This is a genomic window from Rhodoferax ferrireducens (assembly GCF_031458075.1).
Taxonomy (GTDB): Bacteria; Pseudomonadota; Gammaproteobacteria; order Burkholderiales; family Burkholderiaceae_C; genus Rhodoferax_B; species Rhodoferax_B ferrireducens_A.
Genome location: NZ_JAVDXT010000002.1, coordinates 750,063 through 773,468, shown reverse-complemented (window position 1 = coordinate 773,468; position 23,406 = coordinate 750,063). Strand labels below are relative to the sequence as shown.

Below are 23,406 nucleotides of genomic sequence, written 5' to 3'. Positions count from 1 at the left end.
TATTTCTTATGCAAAACGGACAATGGGCTGGTCTACCGACAGGGATTCTCCCTGCTTGGCCAGCACCTCGGCAACGACGCCATCATTGGTGGCGAACAGCGCATTTTCCATCTTCATGGCCTCGATCACGGCAACCCGCTCGCCGGCCTGCACTTTTTGCCCGGCCACCACCCCCACATGGACCAGCAAACCCGGCATCGGCGACAACACAAAACGGCTCATATCGGGCGGCGCCTTGTGCGGCATCAAGGCATGTAGCTCGGCCGCGCGCGGCGACAGCACCAGCGCATCCAACTGGCGGCCGTTGTGGGCAATGCGCAGCGCCAATGGGTTCTTGTGCGCGGCCCGTTCCACCTGGGCGGTGAACGGTAGGCCGTTGCATGTGCCGTGGATGCGGACCGATCCCAAGCGCGATCCGCTACACAATTGATAGCTCTTAGCGCCCACAGATACTGCGCTGGAGCCGGTTTTTTCTTGAAAATCAACCACGCTGACTGCCGTCTGCGCATGCTCGCCGTCCGCGCCCAGCGCCACCACGGTGAAGGCTTCGCCGACTTCCATCTCATGGCCGGCGACCTGGCCGCTGATGCCGCTGGCCCGGCTCAGGTAGCGGCGGTGCACAAAGGCCGCCAGCGCCAGCAGGAAGGCGGGGTCGTCGTGCGGCACATCCTCGGCATGGAAGCCCTGGCCGTAGTTTTCGGCGATGAAGCCGGTATTGAAGTCGCCGGCCACAAATTTCGGATGCGCGAGCAGCGCCGCCTGGAACGGGATATTGCTGGACACGCCACGGATCACAAAGCCGTTCAGCGCCTCGCGCATCTTGGCAATCGCGTCCAGCCGGTCTGTGCCGTGGACGATCAGCTTGGCGATCATCGAGTCGTAATACATCGGGATCTCGCCGCCATCCTGCACGCCGGTGTCGACGCGCACGCCATACAGCTCCTGCGTGTTCGCCTGGAACATGGTTTCCTTCGGCGGCTGGAAGCGCACCAGGCGGCCGGTGCTGGGCAGAAAGTTGCGGAACGGGTCTTCGGCATTGATGCGGCACTCTATCGCCCAGCCATTGCGCTGCACCTCGGCCTGCGCCAACGGCAGCTTCTCGCCCGCCGCCACGCGGATCATCAGTTCCACCAGGTCCAGGCCGGTGATGGCTTCGGTCACCGGGTGCTCGACCTGCAAACGGGTGTTCATCTCCAGAAAGTAAAAGCTCTGGTCCTTGCCGACCACGAACTCCACCGTGCCCGCGCTCTGGTAGTTGACCGCCTTGGCCAGCGCCACCGCCTGCTCGCCCATGGCTTTGCGCGTGGCATCGCTGATGAAGGGGCTGGGCGCTTCCTCGATCACCTTCTGGTGCCGGCGCTGGATCGAGCATTCGCGCTCGTTCAGATAGATCACGTTGCCATGGCTGTCGCCCAGCAGCTGGATCTCGATATGCCGCGGCTCTTCGACAAACTTCTCGATAAACACCCGGTCGTCGCCAAAGCTGTTGCGCGCCTCGTTGCGGCAGCTGGTGAAGCCCTCAAAGGCTTCCTTGTCGTTGAAGGCCACGCGCAAGCCCTTGCCGCCACCGCCGGCACTGGCCTTGATCATCACCGGGTAGCCTATGCCTTTGGCGATCTCGATCGCGCGCTCAGCGGTGTCAATCGCGTCGTTCACCCCGGGGATACAGTTCACACCGGCCGCGCCGGCCAGCTTCTTGGATTCGATCTTGTCGCCCATGGCCGCAATCGAATGGTGCTTGGGTCCGATGAAGACGATACCCTCCTCTTCCACCCGCTTGGCAAAGCCGGCGTTTTCGCTGAGGAAGCCATAACCCGGGTGCACCGCCTGCGCGCCCGTGGCCTTGCAGGCGGCAATGATCTTGTCGGCCTGCAGATAGCTGTCGCGGCTGGGTGCTGCGCCGATGTGCACGGCCTCATCGGCCAGCCCCACATGGCGGGCTTCCTTGTCGGCGTCGGAGTAGACGGCGACGGTCAGGATGCCCATCTTCTTGGCGGTGGCAATCACCCTGCAGGCGATCTCGCCGCGGTTCGCAATCAGTATTTTGGTGAACATGGATCGTCCTATTTTTGTGTTTTCAGCAGGGCTTTGCGCTGCGCGGTGAAGTTCCACCAGGGCTGGCGCGGCCCGCCTTGCATGAAGGCGTGGGCGGCCATGAAGGTGTCCAGCACGCAAGGGTCATGGCGCTGGCCCATCGGTCCGCGCAACGCCTCGTAGACCTGCAGCGGGTCCATCTTCGCCACGTCCGCGGGGGTCTGGATGCCCAGGCCACGAAGGTCTTTGGCGATGGAAGCACCGATATTCGGAATATCGGTCAGCACGCGGGCCTGGGCGGCGGTGTCGGCTTTGGGCATGGCTAGAGCGGGATATTGCCGTGCTTGCGCCACGGGTTTTCCACCTTCTTGCTGGCCAGCATCACCAGGCTGCGGCAGATGCGCTTGCGGGTCTCGTGCGGGAGGATTACGTCGTCGATGTAGCCGCGGGCGCCGGCCACGAAGGGGTTGGCGAAGCGCGCCTTGTACTCGGCCTCTTTGGCGGCCAGCTTGGCCGGGTCGCCCTTGTCTTCGCGGAAGATGATTTCCACCGCGCCCTTGGCGCCCATCACCGCGATCTCGGCGTTCGGCCAGGCGAAGTTGACGTCGCCGCGCAGATGCTTGGAGGCCATCACGTCATACGCGCCGCCGTAGGCCTTGCGGGTGATGATGGTGACCTTGGGCACGGTGCATTCGGCGTAGGCAAACAGCAGCTTGGCGCCGTGCTTGATGATGCCGCCGTACTCCTGGCTGGTGCCGGGCATGAAGCCGGGCACGTCAACAAAGGTGATCACCGGGATGTTGAAGGCGTCGCAGAAGCGGATAAAGCGCGCGGCCTTGATGCTGGACTTGATGTCCAGGCAGCCGGCCAGCACCAGCGGCTGGTTCGCCACGATACCGACCGTCTGGCCTTCCATGCGGGCGAAGCAGATGACGATGTTCTTCGCGTATTCGGGCTGGATCTCGAAGAAGTCGCCATCGTCCACGGTCTTGGCGATCAGCTCCTTCATGTCGTAGGGCTTGTTCGGGTTGTCGGGCACCAGGGTGTCCAGGCTGTAGTCCATGCGGTCGGCGCGGTCGCCGCTGGGGCGCACCGGGGCTTTTTCGCGGTTGTTCAACGGCAGGTAGTTGAACAAGCGGCGCAGCATCAGCAGCGCTTCCACATCGTTGTCAAACGCCAGGTCGGCCACGCCGCTCTGCGTGGTGTGGGTGATGGCGCCGCCGAGTTGCTCGGCCGTTACCTCTTCGTGCGTCACAGTCTTCACCACCTCGGGGCCGGTAACGAACATATAGCTGCTGTCCTTGACCATGAAGATGAAGTCGGTCATCGCCGGGCTGTACACCGCGCCACCGGCGCACGGCCCCATCACCATGCTGATCTGCGGCACAACTCCACTGGCCATGGCGTTCTTCAGAAACACGTCGGCATAGCCGCCCAGGCTGGCCACGCCCTCCTGGATGCGCGCGCCGCCCGAGTCGTTCAGGCCGATGATGGGCGCGCCGACCTTCATGGCCTGGTCCATGATCTTGCAGATCTTCTCGGCATGGGCCTCGCTCAAAGCGCCGCCGAACACCGTGAAGTCCTGGCTGAAGACGAACACCAGCCGGCCGTTGACCATGCCGTAGCCGGTGACCACGCCGTCGCCGGGAATCTTGTTGTCGGCCATGCCGAAATCGGTGCAGCGGTGCTCGACGAACATGTCCCATTCCTCGAACGTGCCCTCGTCCAGCAGCAGCTCCAGGCGCTCGCGCGCCGTCAGCTTACCCTTGCTGTGCTGCGCGTCGATGCGCTTTTGCCCGCCGCCCATGCGGGCCTGTTCGCGCTTGGCTTCCAGCTGTTCCAGAATATCTTGCATAGGTGATAACGCTCCGTTATTGATAGCTGCTTGTGCTTATGGATACTGCGCTGACAGTAGATTGCGTGCCGCAGTCGAAGCCGGGATTCGGCCGGCCGCCACGTCTTGCAACAGCTGCGGCAGCAGGGCCTGCACCTGCGGATGCTGGCGAAACGCCTGCTTCAGGCCGGCATCGACCCGCTCCCACATCCAGGCCAGCGACTGCTGCTGGCGCCGCGCCTGCCAGTTGCCGTTGGCCGTCTGTAATCTTTGGAACTGCTGGGCCGCGGCCCAGAAGCCGTCTATGCCCTGCCCGCCCAGCGCGCTGAGCAGCAGCGCCTGCGGCCGCCAATGTGCGTCGTCATGCGGGCCGAACAGGCCCAGCAGCTGCATCGCCGAGGTGATCTGCAGCTGCGCGCGCTGCGCCGCCAGCGCATCGATATCGGCCTTGTTGATTGCCACCAGATCGGCCAGCTCCATCACACCCTTCTTGATCGCCTGCAGGTCGTCGCCGGCATTCGGCAGCTGCATCAGCACGAACATATCGGTCATGCCGGCCACTGCCGTTTCGCTCTGGCCCACACCCACGGTTTCCACAATCACCACGTCGTAGCCCGCGGCCTCGCAGACCAGCATCGCCTCGCGGGTCTTCTCTGCGACTCCGCCCAAGGTGCCGCTGCTGGGGCTGGGTCGGATGTAGGCCTGCGGATGCACCGACAGCTGTTCCATGCGCGTTTTGTCGCCCAGGATGGAGCCGCCGGACACGGTGCTCGACGGGTCGATGGTCAGCACCGCCACGCGGTGCCCCAGGGCGATCAGGTACAGGCCCAGCACCTCGATGAAGGTCGACTTGCCCACGCCGGGCACGCCGCTGATGCCCAGGCGGAACGACTGCCCGGTGTGCGGCAGCAAGGCCGTCAGCAATTCATCCGCCTGCGCGCGGTGCTCGGCACGGGTGGATTCGAGCAGGGTAATGGCTTTCGCAATGGCGCGGCGCTGGCTGGCGCCTGGTGGCCCGATCACATCTGGGTAGAGATTCATCCCACAGCCTCCACAGGAGCGCGCTCGAAAGACGGGCTCCAGCGGTATTCCAGATCGAACTCCTGCTCTTCCACCAATTGGAAGCCGTGGCGCAGGTAAAACCGGTTGGCGGCACTGCCCCGCAAGGCTCCCAGCGTGATGTCGCAGGCCTGCGCAATGGCCTGCGCTTTTGCCCATTGCAGCGCCCAGGCCCCAGCGCCGCGTCCTTGCTGGCCGGGCCGGATGTAGAGATGGTGCAAGCGCATGGCTGAAGCCTGAGCCTGGGGAGCCAGGGTCAGGTAGCCAATGCGCTGGCCAATCCACACGATGTGCCGCATGCACGTGGGTACAAAGGCGCTGCGCAGGCGCTCGCGTACGCGCACCGGGTCGAAGCGGCCCAGCTGCTCCAGGCTTTCCCGCAGGGCCTCGGCACGCAAGTCGGCCATGGCCTCGAAGTCCGTCTCCTGGACGGCTTCCAGCCGCAGCACAGGGGTCGAGGTCCGCGGAAATCCCGCCATCTTCATGCAGCGACCGCCTTCTTGATCTGCTCCAGCACGTCCCTGGCGCTCACCGGAATCGGCGTGCCGGGGCCGTAGATGCCCTTCACGCCGGCCGCGTACAGCATGTCGTAGTCCTGCCGTGGGATCACGCCGCCGACGAAGACGATGATGTCGTCCGCGCCCTGCTTCTTGAGTTCTTCGATGATGGCCGGTACCAGGGTTTTGTGGCCGGCCGCCAAGGTCGATACACCCACGGCATGCACATCATTTTCAATCGCCTGGCGCGCGCATTCCTCGGGGGTCTGGAACAGCGGGCCCATGTCCACGTCGAAGCCCAGGTCGGCGAAGGCGGTGGCCACCACCTTGGCGCCGCGGTCGTGGCCGTCCTGGCCGAGCTTGCTGACCATCACCCGGGGGCGGCGGCCGTATGCATCGGCAAAGGCGGCGATGTCGGCCTTCAAGGCGTTCCAGTATTCCATGGTGTCCCCTTCGTTGGCCGAATCGTAAGCCGCAGCGTAGATGCCGGTGACCTTTTGCGTATCGGCGCGGTGCCGGCCGAAGGCTTGTTCCAGTGCGTCGCTGACTTCGCCCACCGTGGCGCGCGCGCGGATCGCTTCCACGCTCAGCGCCAGCAGGTTGCCGGAACCATGGCCTGCTGCAAAAGTGATAGCTGCCAGCGCACGCTCCACCTGCGCGGAGTCGCGTTTTTGCTTGATAAGCTGCAAGCGGGCAATCTGGCCGTCGCGCACTGCCACGTTGTCGATGTCGCGGCTTTCGATCGCGTCCTCGGTCTGCAGCTTGTACTTGTTAACGCCGACGATCACGTCCTGGCCCGAGTCGATGCGCGCCTGCTTCTCGGCCGCGGCAGCCTCGATCTTCAGCTTGGCCCAGCCGCTGTCCACGGCCTTGACCATGCCGCCCATGGCGTCGACTTCTTCGATGATTTTCCAGGCGGCATCGGCCATGTCCTGGGTCAGCTTTTCCATCATGTAGCTGCCGGCCCAGGGGTCGATCACACTGGTGATGTGGGTTTCTTCCTGGATGATCAGCTGGGTGTTGCGGGCGATGCGGGCGCTGAACTCGGTGGGCAGCGCGATGGCTTCGTCGAAGCTGTTGGTGTGCAGGCTTTGGGTGCCGCCAAACACCGCGGCCATGGCCTCGATGGTGGTGCGCACCACGTTGTTGTACGGATCTTGCTCGGTCAGACTCCAGCCGCTGGTCTGGCTGTGGGTGCGCAGCATCAGGCTCTTGGGGCTCTTGGCGTCAAAGCCTTGCATGATGCGGCACCACAGCAGGCGCGCGGCGCGCATCTTGGCGACTTCCAGGTAGAAGTTCATGCCCACGGCCCAGAAGAAGCTCAGGCGACCGGCAAATGCGTCCACGTCCAGGCCCTTGGCCAGCGCGGTCTTCACGTATTCCTTGCCGTCGGCCAGGGTGAAGGCCAGCTCCAGCGCCTGGTTGGCGCCGGCTTCCTGCATGTGGTAGCCGCTGATGCTGATGGAGTTGAACTTCGGCATGTGCTCTGCCGTGTACGCAATGATGTCGCCAATGATGCGCATGCTGGGCGCGGGCGGGTAGATGTAGGTGTTGCGCACCATGAACTCTTTGAGCACATCGTTCTGGATGGTGCCGCTGAGCAGGGCCTGGGCCACGCCCTGCTCTTCGGCCGCCACGATGTAACCGGCCAGCACCGGCAGCACGGCGCCGTTCATGGTCATGCTGACACTCACCTTGTCGAGCGGAATCTGGTCGAACAGGATCTTCATGTCCTCCACCGAATCGATGGCGACGCCGGCCTTGCCCACATCGCCGGTCACGCGCGGGTGGTCGCTGTCGTAGCCGCGGTGGGTTGCCAAGTCAAACGCCACGCTGACGCCCTGGCCGCCGGCCGCCAGCGCCTTGCGATAGAAGGCATTGGACTCTTCGGCGGTGGAAAAGCCCGCGTACTGGCGGATGGTCCAGGGCCGCACCGCGTACATCGTGGCCTGCGGGCCGCGGATATAGGGCGCGAAGCCGGGCAAGGTATTGGTGTGCGGCAGGCCCGCCGTGTCTTCGGCGGTGTACAGCGGCTTGACGGTGATGCCGTCGGGCGTATGCCAGTCAAGTGCCGACACATCGCCGCCCGGCGCCGACTTGGCGGCGGCTTTGGCCCATTGTGCGAGGTTGGCGGGGCTGGATTCAGGTGCGTTGGGGCTCATAAAACTTCGGGCTTGGCTGTGTTGCTGGGCAGTTTACTGCATTCATAATTATAAATTCAGAATTATTTCCTGGCGTAGAATCCGCTCCATGGCTGTCACCACCCTCACCCCTCGCGCGCTCTACGAAGAAGTGGCCGAGCTGCTGCGCCAGCGCATTTTTGCGCGCACGCTGGAGCCCGGCAGCTGGATCGACGAGCTCAAGCTGGCCGAGGAATACGGCATCAGCCGCACCCCCCTGCGCGAGGCGCTGAAGGTGCTGGCGACCGAAGGCCTGGTGACGATGAAGGTGCGGCGTGGCGCCTATGTGACCGAGGTGTCGGAGACCGACCTGGCCGATGTCTACCACCTGCTGGCCTTACTCGAATCCGATGCCGCCGGCGTGGTGGCCACCCGCGCCACGGCCGAGCAGCGCGCCGAGCTGCAGGCCTTGCACGATGCGCTGGAAGCCGCGGTGGACAACCGCGAGCAGTTCTTCGCCATCAACGAGCAGTTCCATATGCGCCTGCTGGCGATTGCCAACAACCGCTGGCGCGACCAGATGGTGGCCGATTTGCGCAAGGTGATGAAGCTGAACCGGCACAACTCGCTGCTGAAGGCCGGCCGCATCCAGGAGTCGCTGCAGGAGCACCGGGCGCTGATGGCCGCGCTGGCCGCGCAAGACGCGCCTGCCGCCGTGCAGCGCATGCGCGAACACTTCAGCAACGGGCTGGAAGCCGCGGCCTGATCCCTGTTTACAGGTAATTTAGGTCTCTAGCGCAGGTACTGCCTGCGCAGGCTGCTATCAATTTTATAAAACAGCACCAAAAATACTGCCCACGCCGGCCGTCACCGCCATGGCCAGCGCGCCCCAGAAAGTCACCCGCCAGGCGCCCAGCAGCGGGCTGGCACCACCGACCCGCGCGGCCACACCACCCAGGCTGGCCAGGAACAGCAGCGAGGTCAGGGCGATCCACAGAATCAAATCCTTCTCGGGCGCCAGCGCGGCCACCGCCAGCGGCAGCACCGCGCCCAGTGCAAAGCTGCCGGCCGACGCCAAGGCCGCCTGGATCGGACGCGCGCTGACCACCTCGGAGATGCCCAGCTCGTCGCGCGCATGGGCGCCGATGGCGTCGTGCGCCGCCAGTTGCTCGGCCACCTGGGACGCCAGCTGGTACGACAGACCGCGGCCCACGTAGATGGCGGTCAGCTCGCGGTGCTCGGCGGCCGGGTCGGCAACCAGCTCGGCGCGTTCGCGCGCCAGGTCGGCCTCTTCGGTATCGGCCTGGGAATGCACCGACACATATTCCCCCGCCGCCATCGACATGGCGCCGGCCACCAGCCCGGCCACGCCGGTCACCAGAATGCTGCCGTGGCTGGCCTGGGCCGCGGCAATGCCGACGATCAGGCTGGCGGTAGAGACGATGCCGTCGTTGGCGCCCAGCACCGAAGCGCGCATCCAGCCTATGTGTTGTGTTCTGTGTCGCTCGATATGCCGCATCCGCACCCTTTTGGCTAAAACTGTCTCAGACCGCTGCATGCAACTTCGCTGAATATGGATGAAATACGAGTTTTACGCATATTTCATCAGCGCAGGCAGCTATTAAATACGCAGCATTTCGGTCGTCCAACAAAGCACGCCGGCCAACGCCGCAAGCACACCATACACCAGCAACCGGGCCGCACGGTGCACCACAGCGCCATGGCGCGCTATTGCCAGGATGGTGGATGGCATGCTGCGTCCTTGGTACGTTGGGAGCGAAAAGTCAGGCCAGTCCGCCATTGGCGCGCAGCACCTGGCCATTGACCCAGGCGGCTTGCGGGCCGGCCAGGAAGGACACTACCCGGGCAATGTCGTCGGGCTGGCCCAGGCGCTCCAGCGGCGGCATCTTGGAGAAAGCCTGGATCTGCTCGGGCGTCTTGCCGTTCAAAAACAGCTCGGTCGCCACGGGGCCGGGCGCGACCGCATTCACGGTGATGTTGCGGCCGCGCAGCTCCTTGGCGAACACGTGGGTCAGGGCCTCCACCGCGGCCTTGCTAGCGTTGTAGACCGCGTAGCCCGGCAGGTTCAGCGCCAGGGCGGTGCTGGAGAAATTGACGATGCGCCCTCCGTCGTTCATGCGCCGCGCGGCTTCGCGCAAGGTGTTAAAGGTACCCCGGGTGTTGATCGCCAGGGTCTGGTCGAACAGCTCGTCGCTGGTATCGGCCAGCGGCATGGTCTTCAAAATGCCGGCGTTGTTCACCAGCACGTCGACCTTGCCCAGGGCTTGTTCGGTGGCGTCGAACAGGGCGCGCACTTCGGCCGAGTGGGCCACGTTGGCCTGGATCGCCACCGCCTGGTGGCCCTGGGCCTGCAGTGTGGCCACCAGGGCGTCGGCCTCGGCGGCGCTGCTGGCGTAGTTGACGGCGATGGCAAAGCCGTCTTCGGCCAGGCGCTGGGCGATGGCGGCGCCGATGCCGCGCGATGCGCCGGTGACGATGGCAACTTTTTGTGCGGTGCTTTGGGTGGTGTTCATGCTGGTTCCTTGGGGTTCAGTGGTTGGGATGGCTGGATCATGAACCCCTGCTCAACAAAGATAATCACCCTAAAATTGCCATCACTATTCGATAAACACCAACAATCAAAGAACCCATGGACCGACTGGAAGAAATGCGGGTGTTTGTGCGCATCGTCGAGCGGCGCAGCTTCACCCAGGCCGCCGACGACCTGCAGCTGCCGCGCGCCACCGTGACCAACGCCATCCAGCGGTTGGAAACCCGGCTCGGCGCACGCCTGCTGGAGCGCACCACACGCCAGGTCAGCCCGACCCTGGACGGCGACAGCTATTACCAGCGCTGCCTGCGCCTACTGGCCGACATGGAGGAAGCCGAGGAATCCTTCCGCAACACCACGCCCAAGGGTTTGCTGCGGGTGAACCTGCAGGGCACGCTGGCACGCAATTTCGTCGTCCCCGCCCTGCCGGCTTTTCTGCAGCGCTACCCGGGCATAGAGCTCCATATCGGCGAGGGCGACCGGCTGGTGGACCTGGTGCGCGAAGGCGTGGACTGCGTGCTGCGCGCCGGCACGCTGCAGGACTCATCGATGGTCGGCCGGCGGGTGGCGAATCTGGAGCAGATCACCTGCGCCAGCCCGGCCTATCTGGCGCAGTTCGGTGTGCCGGCCGACCTGCAGGCGCTGGCCCGGCACCGGGCGGTGAACTACCTGTCCACCGCCACCGGCCGCGCGCTGCCACTGGAGTTCATGGTCGACGGCAAGCTGCAGACGCTGAACCTGCCAGGCAGCGTGTCGGTGACCGGCGCCGATGTGTACACCGCGTCGGCGATTGCCGGTCTCGGCCTGGTGCAGGTGCCGCGCTACCGGGTGACCGCCGAGCTGGCCGCCGGCAGCCTGCAGCAGGTGCTGCCCGAGCTGCCACCGCCCGCCCTGCCGGTGTCGGTGCTGTATCCGCAGAGCCGCCAGCTATCGGCACGGGTGCGGCTGTTTGCCGACTGGCTTCAGGCGCTCTTCGCCTCGTCGAAGCCGTAGCGGATGTGCGCCAGCGCCATCACCTCGCGCGGTGGCGTGGTCTTGAGCCGGTGGTCGCTCCACACCTGGCGCCAGCGGCGTGCGCCCGGCAAGCCGTGGCGCAAGCCCAGCATGTGGCGGGCAATGCCGTACCAGCCCGTGCCCTGCTCGGCCGCCATGCGCTCCATGTAGACCACCATCTGCTCTTCTATGCTTTCGCGCGTGGCCTCGCTGGGTGCGGCGCCGAAGAAGGCCTGGTCCCAGCCCGCCATGGTCCAGGGGTTGTGGTAGGCCTCGCGGCCGACCATCACGCCGTCCACATGCACCAGCTGTTGCGCCACCTGTTCGTGACTGGTAATGCCGCCGTTGATGGCGATGGTCAGCGCCGGAAAGTCCTGTTTCAGCTGGTGCACCAGCTCGTAGCGCAGCGGCGGGATCTCGCGGTTTTCCTTCGGGCTCAGGCCTTTGAGCCAGGCATTGCGCGCATGCACGATAAAGGTAGAGCAACCGGCCTCGGCCACCGTGCCCACAAAGTCGCGCACGAACGCATAGCTCTCGACCTTGTCCACGCCGATACGGTGCTTGACGGTGACCGGCACCTCCACCGCGTCGACCATGGCCTTCACGCAGTCGGCCACCAGCGGCGCCTCGCTCATCAAACAGGCGCCAAACGCACCGCGCTGCACCCGCTCGCTCGGGCAGCCGCAGTTGATGTTGATCTCGTCGTAGCCCCAATCCTCACCCAGCTTTGCGCAGCGCGCCAGATCCGCGGGCTCGCTGCCACCCAGCTGCAGCGCCACCGGGTGTTCTTCGGTGTTGAAGCGCAGATGCCGCGGCACGTCGCCGTGCAGCAAAGCGCCGGTAGTCACCATCTCGGTGTAGAGCAAGGCGTGGCGGGACAGCAGGCGGTGGAAATAGCGGCAATGCGCATCGGTCCAATCCATCATGGGCGCGACAGACAGCGTCCAGGGGTTGGTGGTTAATGTCGGGGTCATCCCAGGATTATCCCAGCCCGGCTGCAGCCAAGGAGTTCACCTGCCAGCCCGTGGGCGCGGGTAACATGCCGTCTCTTACTCCAACGGATGAGCACGACCGCTATGCCGCACACCACGCCCCCTCAGCCCCGTCCTGTACGCATGCGCTCCGCCCACTCGCTACCCAGCTGGACCAGCGTGGCCGCGGCCATCCTGCTGCTGACGGCCTGCAGCTCCACCCCGCTGCCGCCCTGGCGAGCCCCGGCCGCCACCGCGCCGGTGCCCAAGCCCGCAGTCGTTGCGCCCGCACCCAAGGTGGAAGCACCGGCGGCCGTAGCCCAAGCCGTGCCGCAGGCCAGCATCACCCCGCAGGAGGCAGGTAGTGCAGCCCCCTACAGCGCGGCGGTGGCAGCACGCTTCCCCGACCCGGCCATCGCCTACAGCACACCTGGCCTGCAAGCCGGGCGCACCAGCTATAGCTCGAACGCCGAAATCTCCACCTGGCTGCGCAACCTGGCGGCCCACCCCAACGCCGGCGCCAAGGTCAGCGTGCTGTCCATCGGCCAGTCGCAACAGGGCACGCCGCTGGAGGCGCTGTTGCTGACCCGCGCCACCAGCCCGGATGCGCCCAGCGTGCTGGCCACCGGCCGGCCCACCGTCTTGCTGGTTGGCCAGCAGCACGGCAACGAGCCGGCGGGCAGCGAAGCCTTGCTGGTGGTGGCCCGCGAACTGGCCCAGGGGCTGCTGGAGCCGCTGCTGGACAAGGTCAACGTGCTGGTGGTGCCGCGCGCCAACCCCGACGGTGCGGCTGCCGACCAGCGCGCCACCGCCAACGGCATCGACATGAACCGTGACCACCTGCTGCTGCAAACCCCCGAGGCCCGCGCCCTGGCCCAACTGGCGCGCGACTACCAGCCCACGGTGGTGCTGGACGCCCATGAGTACACGGTGGTGGGCCGTTATCTGCAAAAGTATGGTGCGGTACAGAAGTACGACGCGCTGCTGCAGTACGCGATGACGGCCAATATGCCGGAGTTCCTGACCCGTGCTTCCGAGGAGTGGTTTCGGCGCCCGCTGATCACCGCGCTGAAGAACCAGAAGCTGAGCAGCGAGTGGTACTACACCACATCGACCGCGCTGGACGACCTGCAGGTCTCCATGGGCGGCACCCAGCCCGATACCGGGCGCAATGTGAATGGCCTGAAGAACGCGGTCAGCATGCTGATTGAAACCCGGGGCGTGGGCATAGGCCGCATGCACTTGCAGCGCCGGGTCCACACCCAGGTCACCGCCATGGTCAGCATGCTGCAAAGCACCGCTACCCGCGCCGAGCAGCTGGGCCAGTTGCGCTCATTTATCGACCGCGAAACCAGCAGTCTGGCCTGCCGCGGCAAGGCCACCATTGCCGCCGGCCCGACCAAGGTGCAGTACGAGCTGACCATGCTCGACCCCGCCACCGGCAACGACAAACAGCTCACCGTGGACTGGAATTCGGCGCTGGAGCTGCAAACCCTGAACAGCCGCCCGCGGCCCTGCGGCTACTGGTTGTCGGCCAACTCCACCAGCGCGGTCGAGCGGCTGCAGCTGCTGGGCGTACAGGTGCTGCGGATAGCCGAGCCCGGCTCGCTGCTGGGCGACCTGTACAAGGAAACGGCCCGCTCCTCGGGTACCCGGCAAGATGTGCGCGGCGGCATCAGCGATGCGGCCCTCATCATCAAGACCGAAGTGGCGCTGACGCGCAGCCTGGTGGATATCTCTGCGGGCAGCTTCTACGTGCCGCTGGGCCAGCCGCTGGGCAATCTGGTGCTGGCCGCGCTGGAGCCGGACACGCAGAACAGCTACTTCGCCAACCACCTGCTGGGCACGCTGGACGACACCGTGCGGGTGATGACCGAACCCACCGTGCGGATGGAAAGGCTGCCCTGACCGCCGTGGGCCGCGAACTGCCTAGAGGGCTTGGACCTAAGGCTTGGGCTCTGGCAGCGGCGCCGCCTTGGGCTTGCTGGCGGCATTGCGTTGGCGGGTCTGCTCCTTGTGGGCAGCCGCTTCCTGCAGCTTCTTCTCGTAGCGGGCGCGTTCGTCCGGGGCGGTAGCCTCGCGGGTGGCACGCGCAGCCTGTTCCTGCTGGTTGGCGCGGCTCTTTTTCTCCAGCGTGGCCTTGCGCTCGGCCTGGGCGCGGGCCGCCTGGGCCGGATCGTGCGGTTGGCGCGGCGCGGCCGGGGTGCGTACACGCACAGCGGGCTTAGGCTCGGAGCTGGCGGCACTGGCCGCGGGCGCGGGGCTGTCGTGGGCCTGGCTTTGCTCCATGCGCTGTAGCTGCAGCGCGCCCTTGCGCTTGCGTTCCGCATCGTTGAGCAGGATTTCCTGGCGCCGCAGATCGGCCAACTCGGCCCGGCGCCGCGCGCGGCTTTCGTTGCGGCAGTCGTTGACGGCAAACTTCTGGAAGCAGGCCGCTTCTTCCTGGTTGAAGCGTTGTTCGATCTGCTGGCGCTCGGTGGCGATGCGCTGCTGCTCGGCCTGCACGGCCAGGCCGCCATCTTCGGTTTGCGCCTGCGCGGCGGCGCTGCCGAACTGAGCCAGCAGGCAACACAGGGCGATCAAATGCTTGTTCATGTCAGGTGGGTATCCACAACGCGCCGCTCCAGCGCCAAAAACTCGGCCGATTGCATTTCGTTCAAACGCGACACCGTACGCGGGAACTCATGCGCCATCGGACCCTCGGTATATAACTCTTCAGGCTGCACAGCGGCCGACATGATGAGCTTGACCCGGCGGTCGTACAGCACGTCCACCAGCCAGGTAAAGCGCCGCGCCTCGGAGGCCAGCCGGATCGACATCGCCGGCACATCGCTGAGCAGCACGGTATGGAACTGGGTGGCGATCTCCAGGTAGTCGTTTTGCGAGCGCGGCCCGCCGCACAGCGCCTTGAAGTCGAACCACACCACCCCGCCGGCCTTGCGCCGGGAGCGGATCTCGCGGGCCTCGATGTGCAGCACCGGGTCTTCGTCCTGGGTTTCGGCCAGGCGGTTGAAGGCCTCGGTCATCTCCTGGTCGGCCTGCGGGCCCAAGGGCGTGTGGTAGATCTTGACCTGCTCCAGCGTGCGGCGCCGGTAGTCGGTGCCGTTGTCCACGCTCAGCACTTCCAGCTTCTGGTTCAGCAAGGCAATCGCCGGCAGGATGCGGTCGCGGTGCAGGCCGTTCGGGTACAGGTCGTCAGGCTTGAAGTTGGAGGTGGTGACAAAGCCCACGCCGTTGGCAAACAGCGCATCCAGCAGCCGGTGCAGGATCATCGCGTCGGTGATGTCGGCCACATGGAATTCGTCGAAACAGATCAGCCGGTAGCGCTTGGAGATGCGCAGGCCCAGCTCGTCCAGCGGGTTCACCGTGCCCTGCAGGTCGGCCAGCTCGCGGTGGACTTCGCGCATGAACTCATGGAAGTGCAGCCGCACCTTGCGCTTCAAAGGCACGGCGTTGAAGAAGCAGTCCATCAGAAAGCTTTTTCCCCGCCCCACCCCACCGTACATATAGACGCCGCGCGGGATCTCGGGCCGGTTGATGAGTTTCTTGAAGGCGTTGGAACGCTTTTCTTTGAACGCTGCCCACTCCGAAGCACAGCGCTCCAGCGCATCGACGGCACGCAGCTGCGCCGGGTCGGCGGTAAAGCCGCGCTGGGCCAGCTCGGCCTCGTAGGCTTGTTTGACGCTCAAAGCAAAGAACTCCAGATGCTACAAATTAAATAGCTGCTAGCGCAGGTAGTACCTGCGCTAGCAGCCTATTTTTCATAAATTTCGTTTAGAAATTCAGAGTGCGCTTGTCGACCGCCAGAGCAGCTTCCTTGGTCGATTCGCTCAGCGACGGATGGGCGTGGCAGATGCGGGCGATGTCTTCCGCGCTGGCACGGAATTCCATGGCCATCACGCATTCGGCGATCAGCTCGCTGGCCTGTGGGCCGACGATGTGCACGCCCAGGATTTCGTCCGTGGTCGCATCGGCCAGCATCTTCACCATGCCGGTGGTGTCGCCCAGGGCACGCGCACGGCCGTTGGCCAGGAACGGGAAGGTACCGGCCTTGTAGGCACGGCCTGCGCCCTTGAGCTGCTGCTCGGTCTGGCCGACCCAGGCGATCTCGGGGTTGGTGTAGATCACCCAAGGCACGGTGTTGAAGTTCACATGGCCGTGTTGCCCAGCAATACGCTCGGCCACGGCAACGCCTTCTTCCTCCGCCTTGTGCGCCAGCATCGGGCCGCGCACCACGTCACCGATAGCCCACACGTTAGGCAAGTTGGTCTTGCAGTCGCCGTCGACCACGATCGCACCGCGCTCGTCCAAGGCCAGGCCGACCGCGTCTGCGCCCAGGCCAATGGTGTTGGGCACGCGGCCGATGGAGACGATCAGTTTGTCCACGTCCAGCGACTGGGCTTCGCCCTTGGCATCGGTGTAGGCGATATTCACACCCTTCTTGCCTGTCTTGATCTCGCCGACCTTCACGCCGAGGTTGATCTTCAGGCCTTGCTTGTCGAAAGCCTTCTTGGCTTCTTTGGCGATCTGCTCGTCCACCGCGCCCAGGAAGGTCGGCAGACCTTCGAGGATGGTGACCTCAGAACCCAGGCGGCGCCAGACCGAACCCATTTCCAGGCCGATCACGCCGGAGCCGATCAGGCCCAGCTTCTTGGGCACCGCGCCGACGCGCAAAGCGCCGTCGTTGGACAGCACCAACTCTTCGTCGAACGGCGTGCCGGGCAGTGCACGGGCGTTGGAACCCGTGGCCACGATCACGTGCTTGCCGACCAGCGACTCCTCGCCCACGGTCAGCTCATAGCCGCCGTCCTTGGCTGCGACAAACGTGCCGCGGCCATGGAAAAAGGTGACCTTGTTCTTCTTGAACAGGTACTGGATGCCGTCGTTGTTCTGTTTGACCACGATGTCCTTGCGGGCGATCATCTTGGCCACATCCATCTCCAGGCCGGAGACGGAAATACCGTGGTCGGCGAAATGGTGGCTGGCCTGGTCGAAATGCTCACTGGACTGCAGCAGCGCCTTGGAGGGGATGCAGCCGACGTTGGTGCAGGTACCGCCCAGAGCGGGGCCGCCCTTGGCGTTCTTCCACTCGTCGATACAGGCCACGTTGAAGCCCAGCTGGGCTGCACGGATGGCGGCAATATAGCCACCGGGGCCTCCGCCGATGACAATCACGTCAAAATTCTTGCTCATAAGTTTCTTTTCATTCAATGTAAATTGCTTTGGAATAGCAATCGCGGTTCATCTCACGGATATCGCAGCTAACTTGCACAGGAAAACCAATTCCGCGCGGCAACGCAGCAACCAATGCAGCTACCACAGCCTGAGATAACTGCTGTCGGACAAGCTCGGTCCGACCTGCCAAGAGTTCCAGAGAGGCATGCACAAAACCTTCGGGTTGGGTACCGACTCCGATGCGAAATGCAATTTGCTGCACCACCCGGCTCTTAACGTCCGGTCCATCGAAAACACCAGACGCCAAGAGGGCTTGGTGCGTAGCGTTCAATAACTCAGACGCAGCCACCCGCAACTCAAGATTTGCACTTACTTCTATCGTCAGATGCGGCATGGTTTAAATCAGGAGGTAAAGCGCATGGAGAGCATCAAGTCCAGTTAGTCGGTGACCGCAATCAACTTGATGCAGGCGAGGCTTAGATATCGAACAGCAAGCGGGCTGGATCTTCCAGCGCTTCCTTCATGGCGACCAGGCCCAGCACGGCTTCGCGGCCGTCGATGATGCGGTGGTCATAGCTCATGGCGAAGTAGTTCATTGGGCGCACCACGACCTGGCCGTTTTCGACCACAGCGCGGTCCTTGGTGGCATGGATGCCCAGGATGGCCGATTGCGGTGGGTTGATGATGGGGGTCGACAGCATGGAGCCAAAGGTACCGCCGTTCGAGATGGAGAAGGTGCCGCCGGTCATGTCTTCGATGCCCAGCTTGCCGTCACGGGCCTTCTGGCCGTATTCGGCGATCTTCTTCTCGATGTCGGCAAAGCTCATCTGGTCGGCGTTGCGCAGAATCGGCACCACCAGGCCACGTGGCGAACCCACAGCGATACCGATGTCGAAGTAGCCGTGGTAGACGATGTCGTTGCCGTCCACGCTGGCGTTCAGCACGGGGAATTTCTTCAGGGCGTGCACTGCCGCCTTGACGAAGAAGCTCATGAAGCCCAGCTTCACGCCGTGTTCCTTCTCGAAACGCTCTTGCATGCGCTTGCGCATGTCCATGACCGGGGCCATGTTGATTTCGTTGAAGGTGGTCAGGATGGCGTTGGTGGACTGCGATTGCAGCAGACGCTCGGCCACGCGGGCACGCAGGCGGCTCATGGGCACGCGCTGCTCAGGGCGGTCGCCCAGGTCAGGAGCCAGGGTGGCGACTTGCGGCAGCGACTTGGTCGGCACGCCGGTCGGGATCACGGCAGCAGGCGCAGTCTTGGGTGCGGCCACGGCAGCCAGCACATCACCCTTGGTGACGCGGCCGTCCTTGCCGGTGCCGGCCACGGAGCCAGCCGCCAGGGCGTTGTCGGCCATCAACTTGGCAGCAGCAGGCATGGCCACGCCAGCCATCGAGCTGCTGGCAGCAGCAGGCGCAGGAGCCGGTGCGGCGGCAGCGGCGGTGGTTGCGGCAGCAGCAGCCACCGAACCGGCGACAGGCGCAGCGGCCCCGGCCTTGCCTTCGGTATCGATACGGGCAATCAGTTGCTCAGCTTTGACGGTGCCGCCATCGGCGACCAGCAGTTCGGTGATCACGCCGCCGGAAGGCGCGGGCACTTCCAGCACCACTTTGTCGGTTTCGATCTCGATCAGGATTTCGTCCACCGCAACCACGTCACCCACCTTTTTCTTCCACTGCAACATGGTCGCTTCTTCGACGGACTCGGACAGTTGCGGAACCTTCACTTCTACGATAGCCATTTAGTTTTCTCCAATTCTTCCAACGAGGGGTGCGGCCGCCGCGCTCCCGCGCAGCGGCTCGGCACTGCTTATTTATTTCGACAGAACAAAGCCCTTGAGCTTGCCAAACGCGCCGTCCACCAGCGCCTTTTGCTGGTCCTGGTGCAGGTGCGAATAGCCGGCTGCCGGCGAGGCCGAAGCCGCGCGGCCCGAGTAGCCCAGCTTTTGGCCTTCGACCATGTTTTCATGCAGGTAGTGCTGCACGAAGAACCAGGCGCCCTGGTTCTGCGGCTCGTCCTGGCACCACACGACCTCGGTAGCATTGGGGTACTTCTTGAGCTCGGTGGCAAACGCCTTGTGTGGGAACGGATAGAGCTGTTCCACACGCAGGATCGCCACGTCGTCGGCGCCCTTTTCTTCGCGCTTCTTGGCCAGGTCGTAGTAGACCTTGCCCGAGCAGGCGATGACGCGCTTGACCTTGTCGGCCTTGAGCTCCTTGCTCTCTGGAATCACGGTCTGGAAACCGCCCTTGGTGAATTCGCTCAGCGGAGAAGCTGCATCCTTGGCGCGCAAGAGGGACTTGGGCGTCATGATGACCAGTGGCTTGCGCAGGTTGCGCACCATCTGGCGGCGCAACAAGTGGAAGATCTGGCTGGCGGTGGTGGGCTGCACCACTTGCATATTGGTGTCGGCGCTCAGTTGCATGAAGCGCTCCAGGCGCGCCGAGCTGTGCTCGGGGCCTTGGCCTTCGTAGCCGTGCGGCAGCATCAAGGTGATGCCGTTGACGCGGCCCCACTTGACTTCGCCGGAGGCGATGAACTGGTCGATCACCACCTGGGCGCCGTTGGCGAAGTCGCCGAACTGGGCTTCCCAGATTACGAAGGTGTTGGGGTCGTTCGAGGCATAGCCGTATTCAAACGCCAGCACCGCTTCTTCCGACAGGATGGAATCGATAACGGTGAAGGGAGCCTGGTTTTCCGCCACGTTCTGCAACGGGGTGTAGGTGCCTTCGTCGAACTTTTCACGGTTCTGGTCATGGATCACCGCATGGCGGTGGGTGAAGGTACCGCGGCCGCAGTCTTCACCGCTCAGGCGCACGGGGTAGCCACTGGCCACCAGCGAGGCAAACGCCATGTGCTCGCCCATGCCCCAGTCCACCGGAATGTCGCCACGGCCCATCGCTGCGCGGTCGTCGTACACCTTCTTCACCAGTTGGTGAGGGGTAACGCTGGCGGGGATGGTGGTGATCTTCTCGGCCAGGCGCTTCCACTCCACCAGGGGAATGGCTGTGTCGCCGGCGTCGGTCCACTTGCGGTTCAGGTACGGCGACCAATCCACCGCGTACTTGCCCTTGAAGTTGGTCAGCACGGGGTTGAAGGTGTTCTTGCCGGCGTCGAGTGCGGCGCGCATGGCCTTGACCATGTCGTCGCCCAGCGTTTCGCCGAAGCCCTGGGCCGACAGCTTGTCGGCGTACAGCTTGCGTGTGCCGGGGTGCTTGGCGATCTTCTTGTACATCAGCGGCTGGGTCAGCGCCGGTGTATCTTGTTCGTTGTGGCCGAGCTTGCGGAAGCAGATGATGTCGACCACCACGTCGCGTTGGAACTCCATGCGGTAGTCCAGCGCGATTTGGGTTGCCAGCACCACGGCTTCAGGATCGTCACCGTTGACGTGCAACACCGGGGCTTCGATCATCTTGACGACGTCCGAGCAGTACAGCGTCGAGCGGCTGTCGCGCGGGTCGCTGGTGGTGAAGCCGATCTGGTTGTTGATCACGATGTGCACCGTGCCGCCCGTGAAGTAGCCACGGGTTTCGGCCAGCGCCAGGGTTTCCATCACCACGCCTTGGCCGGCAAAGGCCGCGTCGCCGTGCACCAGCACTGGCAGCACTTGCTTGCCCAGCGGGTCGCCGCGGCGGTCCATGCGCGACCGCACCGAACCTTCGACCACGGGGTTCACGATTTCCAGGTGCGAGGGGTTGAAGGCCAGCGTCAGATGCACCGGGCCGCCAGGGGTGGACACATCCGAGCTGAAGCCCTGGTGGTATTTCACGTCGCCCGATGGCAGGTCTTCAGGCGCCGTGTGGTCGAACTCGGCGAACAGATCGGCAGGCACCTTGCCCAGCGAGTTCACCAGCACGTTCAGACGGCCGCGGTGGGCCATGCCGATCACGATTTCTTGCAGGCCCTTGGCGCCGCCAGCCTGGATCAGCTCGTCCATCGAAGCGATGAAGGATTCGCCGCCTTCCAGCGAGAAGCGCTTCTGGCCGACGAACTTGGTGTGCAGGAAGCGCTCCAGGCCTTCGGCTGCGGTCACGCGGTCCAGGATGTGCAGCTTCTTCTCTTTGGAGAAATTCGGCTTGCTGCGGATGCTTTCCAGCTTTTGCTGCCACCAACGCTTCTTGGTCTGGTCGCTGGTGTACATGTACTCGGCACCGATGGTGCCGCAGTAGGTTTCACGCAGCGCATTCATCAGGTCACGCAAAGACATGGTGTCTTTGCCGAAGAAGGTGTTGCTGGTGTTGAACACGGTTTCCTGGTCGGCATCGGTGAAGCCGTAGAAGGAAGGGTCGAGTTCAGGGATGTTTTCGCGCTCGGTGCGCTTCAGCGGGTCCAGATCGGCCCAACGCACGCCGACGTTGCGGTAGGCGGCAATCAGCTGCTGCACCGCGGTGCGCTTGCGGCCCATTTCGGAGTCGGCGCTGGCGACGACCACCTTGGTCTGGCCTTGCTTGGCGCGTTCGGCAAACGCATTGACCACCGGCAGATGCGGCACGTCTTTGGCATTGCTGCCGTCCACGGCGGGCACATTCTGCAGCGCGTCAAAGTAGTCGCGCCAGTTGTCGGGCACGCTGCCAGGATTGCTCAGGTAGTTTTCGTAGAGCTCTTCAACATAGGGGGCGTTGCCACCGAAGAGGTAGGTGTTGCCTTGGTAGGCTTGGTACACCGAAGACACTGGATCACTCATATTCCGCTGACCTCCGTTTCCCTGCAGGAAACATTAGCTGGTTAAAGCTGGGTTTAATTAACCTTCCGCGACACGGCTGGACCGATTGGCGGATGCGACTGTGGCAGGAAGGGCCTAGTACGGGCAGGATTATCTACCCAATATGGGGCGGGCGACGGCAAGTTACCAGCGAGGAACATGCATACGCTCCCATTTCTATAGCTACAAGCGCAATATAGATATGCGCCAGCAGCTGTTTTTGTTTAAATTTTTATGTGGTGCAGGAGAAACATTACTTTACCAAGGCCTGCACCGTTTTGAAGTCGGCGTGCTCTGCTGTGCGCAGCCATTCGAACAAAACCATCTCGGTGGTCACCAGTTCGGCGCCAGCGCCGGCCAGGCGGTCGAAGGCGGCGTCGCGGTTGCGCTCGGTGCGCGAGCTGCAGGCATCGGTCACCACCCAGACGTCGAACTCGTCTTCCAGCAGGTCCAGCGCAGTCTGCAGCAGGCAGATGTGGGCTTCCAGCCCGGCGATCACGATGGTGCCGCGCTCGGGTTCGGCATTTTGTGGCTTTTGCAGGTGCTTGGGCAGACTGCGGGCATTGCCTTGCACCGGCTTGGCCGGCGGCCGCAGCCATTCGCCCAGGCCTTCTTCAACACCGCTGAAATGCATCTTGCTCAGCGTGTTGCGGCACAGGGCCCGCAGTTCGGGCGGGTTCTGGCCGAGTTTGGAGGGGTTTTGTTCGGTGCCCCAGACCGGAACGTCCAGCAAGTCGGCGGCCTGTGCCAGGCGCAAGGCGTTGGCAACGACGGCGGCGTGGTCGTGGATGGCGGGGAGAAGGCGGGCTTGGTAATCGACCAGCACCAGCTGGGATTCGGAGGCGTCGAGCAACATGGGTTTCCTAAGGGCAAAGCAGCCCCAGATTAAACCGCAGTTGCCGCCTCCTCCCACTTGGTTGACAAAGGCGCACCCGTCAGGGATTGCAGCAAAGCCAGGCCCAGCGGCCAGTCGCCGTGACCGGAGGCAATATTGATATGCCCCGCATCCTGCATGCGCACCAGCTCGCTGCCCCAGGCGCGCGCATAGGCACCGGCCAGGCGTACCGGGCAATACGGGTCGTTGCTGCTGGCCACCAGCACACTGCGGTACGGCAGCTTGGCATAGGGCACGGGCGCGAAATCGCTGAGGATAGCCCGGCGCTCGGGATCGGCCGGCGCCACCAGCAAGGCACCCTGGATGCGCTGCACGGCTTCGTCCGGCAGATGCGTGGTGGCGATACAGCCCAGGCTGTGCGCTACCACCACCACCGGCCCGGGCTGGGCCAGGATGGCCTGGCTGATGGAGGCAACCCAGGCACTGCGCGAAGGCGTGATCCAGTCGTCCTGGTCGACCCGCTCCACCCCGGCAAAGCGCTCGGCCCACAGGCTCTGCCAATGGCCGGGACCGGAATTGCGCCAGCCGGGAACGATGAGTATGCGTGCTTGCGTCATGCCCGGATTGTCAGCAG

General features: G+C 64.2%; 21 protein-coding genes. 3 read left to right on the top strand and 18 right to left on the bottom strand.

Going from position 1 to position 23,406, the window contains the following annotated elements; all coding sequences use genetic code 11:
* Positions 1–6: 6 nt before the first annotated feature.
* Genes J2X19_RS12615 through scpA form a run of 6 tightly spaced genes read right to left on the bottom strand, consistent with a single transcriptional unit; the run spans position 7 to position 7,586 of the window.
* Positions 7–2,055 (bottom strand): acetyl/propionyl/methylcrotonyl-CoA carboxylase subunit alpha, encoded by a 2,049-nt coding sequence (locus tag J2X19_RS12615; protein ID WP_310373545.1) that lies wholly within the window; start codon positions 2,053–2,055, stop codon positions 7–9.
* Positions 2,056–2,063: 8 nt separating this feature from the next.
* A complete protein-coding gene (locus tag J2X19_RS12610) occupies positions 2,064–2,354 on the bottom strand; it encodes a helix-hairpin-helix domain-containing protein (protein WP_116606157.1) in 291 nt (96 codons plus the stop codon).
* A gap of 2 nt (positions 2,355–2,356) precedes the next feature.
* Complete coding sequence (locus tag J2X19_RS12605) at positions 2,357–3,889, bottom strand: acyl-CoA carboxylase subunit beta (RefSeq protein WP_310373542.1); 1,533 nt, start codon at positions 3,887–3,889, stop codon at positions 2,357–2,359.
* 36 nt (positions 3,890–3,925) lie between these two features.
* Complete coding sequence (gene meaB / locus J2X19_RS12600) at positions 3,926–4,909, bottom strand: methylmalonyl Co-A mutase-associated GTPase MeaB (protein WP_310373540.1); 984 nt, start codon at positions 4,907–4,909, stop codon at positions 3,926–3,928.
* Positions 4,906–5,412, bottom strand: a complete 507-nt coding sequence (locus J2X19_RS12595) for a GNAT family N-acetyltransferase (protein ID WP_310373538.1) — start codon at positions 5,410–5,412, stop codon at positions 4,906–4,908. The genes meaB and J2X19_RS12595 overlap by 4 nt, the downstream gene beginning before the upstream one ends.
* A complete protein-coding gene (gene scpA / locus J2X19_RS12590) occupies positions 5,409–7,586 on the bottom strand; it encodes a methylmalonyl-CoA mutase (RefSeq protein ID WP_310373536.1) in 2,178 nt (725 codons plus the stop codon). Before scpA ends, J2X19_RS12595 begins: the two co-directional genes overlap by 4 nt.
* Positions 7,587–7,674: 88 nt before the next feature.
* Here scpA and J2X19_RS12585 point away from each other — a divergent pair, with 88 nt between their 5' ends.
* Positions 7,675–8,310, top strand: coding sequence for a GntR family transcriptional regulator (locus tag J2X19_RS12585; RefSeq protein ID WP_310373534.1), 636 nt, complete (start codon positions 7,675–7,677; stop codon positions 8,308–8,310).
* A gap of 63 nt (positions 8,311–8,373) precedes the next feature.
* On the opposite strand, the gene J2X19_RS12580 is transcribed toward J2X19_RS12585, so the two are convergent.
* The 3 genes from J2X19_RS12580 to J2X19_RS12570 form a co-directional block, all read right to left on the bottom strand.
* Positions 8,374–9,063, bottom strand: a complete 690-nt coding sequence (locus J2X19_RS12580) for a VIT1/CCC1 transporter family protein (protein ID WP_310373532.1) — start codon at positions 9,061–9,063, stop codon at positions 8,374–8,376.
* Between the two features lie 102 nt (positions 9,064–9,165).
* On the bottom strand, positions 9,166–9,297 hold the full coding sequence (locus tag J2X19_RS12575) for a hypothetical protein (protein WP_310373530.1): 132 nt from the start codon (positions 9,295–9,297) through the stop codon (positions 9,166–9,168).
* A gap of 31 nt (positions 9,298–9,328) precedes the next feature.
* Entirely contained in the window at positions 9,329–10,078 is a 750-nt protein-coding gene (locus tag J2X19_RS12570) for an SDR family oxidoreductase (RefSeq protein ID WP_310373529.1), read from the bottom strand.
* A 116-nt stretch (positions 10,079–10,194) separates the two neighbouring features.
* On the opposite strand from J2X19_RS12570, the gene J2X19_RS12565 reads away from it, so the two are divergent.
* Complete coding sequence (locus J2X19_RS12565) at positions 10,195–11,088, top strand: LysR family transcriptional regulator (RefSeq protein WP_310373527.1); 894 nt, start codon at positions 10,195–10,197, stop codon at positions 11,086–11,088.
* On the opposite strand, the gene dusA is transcribed toward J2X19_RS12565, so the two are convergent.
* On the bottom strand, positions 11,058–12,062 hold the full coding sequence (dusA, locus tag J2X19_RS12560) for a tRNA dihydrouridine(20/20a) synthase DusA (protein WP_310373525.1): 1,005 nt from the start codon (positions 12,060–12,062) through the stop codon (positions 11,058–11,060). The genes J2X19_RS12565 and dusA overlap by 31 nt on opposite strands.
* A gap of 141 nt (positions 12,063–12,203) precedes the next feature.
* Here dusA and J2X19_RS12555 point away from each other — a divergent pair, with 141 nt between their 5' ends.
* Positions 12,204–13,967, top strand: a complete 1,764-nt coding sequence (locus J2X19_RS12555; RefSeq protein ID WP_310373523.1) for a M14 family metallopeptidase — start codon at positions 12,204–12,206, stop codon at positions 13,965–13,967.
* A 36-nt stretch (positions 13,968–14,003) separates the two neighbouring features.
* On the opposite strand, the gene J2X19_RS12550 is transcribed toward J2X19_RS12555, so the two are convergent.
* The 8 genes from J2X19_RS12550 to J2X19_RS12515 form a co-directional block, all read right to left on the bottom strand.
* Positions 14,004–14,654 carry a hypothetical protein gene (locus J2X19_RS12550; protein ID WP_310373521.1) on the bottom strand — a complete coding sequence of 217 codons (651 nt, stop codon included), beginning with the start codon at positions 14,652–14,654 and terminating at the stop codon, positions 14,004–14,006.
* A complete protein-coding gene (gene zapE / locus J2X19_RS12545) occupies positions 14,651–15,748 on the bottom strand; it encodes a cell division protein ZapE (RefSeq protein ID WP_116606147.1) in 1,098 nt (365 codons plus the stop codon). Before zapE ends, J2X19_RS12550 begins: the two co-directional genes overlap by 4 nt.
* A gap of 85 nt (positions 15,749–15,833) precedes the next feature.
* Positions 15,834–17,252, bottom strand: a complete 1,419-nt coding sequence (lpdA, locus tag J2X19_RS12540; protein WP_310373519.1) for a dihydrolipoyl dehydrogenase — start codon at positions 17,250–17,252, stop codon at positions 15,834–15,836.
* 10 nt (positions 17,253–17,262) lie between these two features.
* Positions 17,263–17,628, bottom strand: coding sequence for a 5-carboxymethyl-2-hydroxymuconate Delta-isomerase (locus tag J2X19_RS12535; RefSeq protein WP_310373517.1), 366 nt, complete (start codon positions 17,626–17,628; stop codon positions 17,263–17,265).
* Between the two features lie 82 nt (positions 17,629–17,710).
* A complete protein-coding gene (gene odhB, locus J2X19_RS12530; protein WP_310373515.1) occupies positions 17,711–18,976 on the bottom strand; it encodes a 2-oxoglutarate dehydrogenase complex dihydrolipoyllysine-residue succinyltransferase in 1,266 nt (421 codons plus the stop codon).
* A gap of 72 nt (positions 18,977–19,048) precedes the next feature.
* The gene (locus tag J2X19_RS12525; protein ID WP_116606144.1) at positions 19,049–21,919 is read right to left on the bottom strand and encodes a 2-oxoglutarate dehydrogenase E1 component; all 2,871 of its coding nucleotides are present in this window, start codon (positions 21,917–21,919) and stop codon (positions 19,049–19,051) included.
* A gap of 271 nt (positions 21,920–22,190) precedes the next feature.
* Complete coding sequence (locus tag J2X19_RS12520) at positions 22,191–22,793, bottom strand: isochorismatase family protein (protein WP_116606143.1); 603 nt, start codon at positions 22,791–22,793, stop codon at positions 22,191–22,193.
* Positions 22,794–22,822: 29 nt separating this feature from the next.
* Complete coding sequence (locus J2X19_RS12515; RefSeq protein WP_310373512.1) at positions 22,823–23,389, bottom strand: RBBP9/YdeN family alpha/beta hydrolase; 567 nt, start codon at positions 23,387–23,389, stop codon at positions 22,823–22,825.
* Between the last annotated feature and the right edge of the window lie 17 nt (positions 23,390–23,406).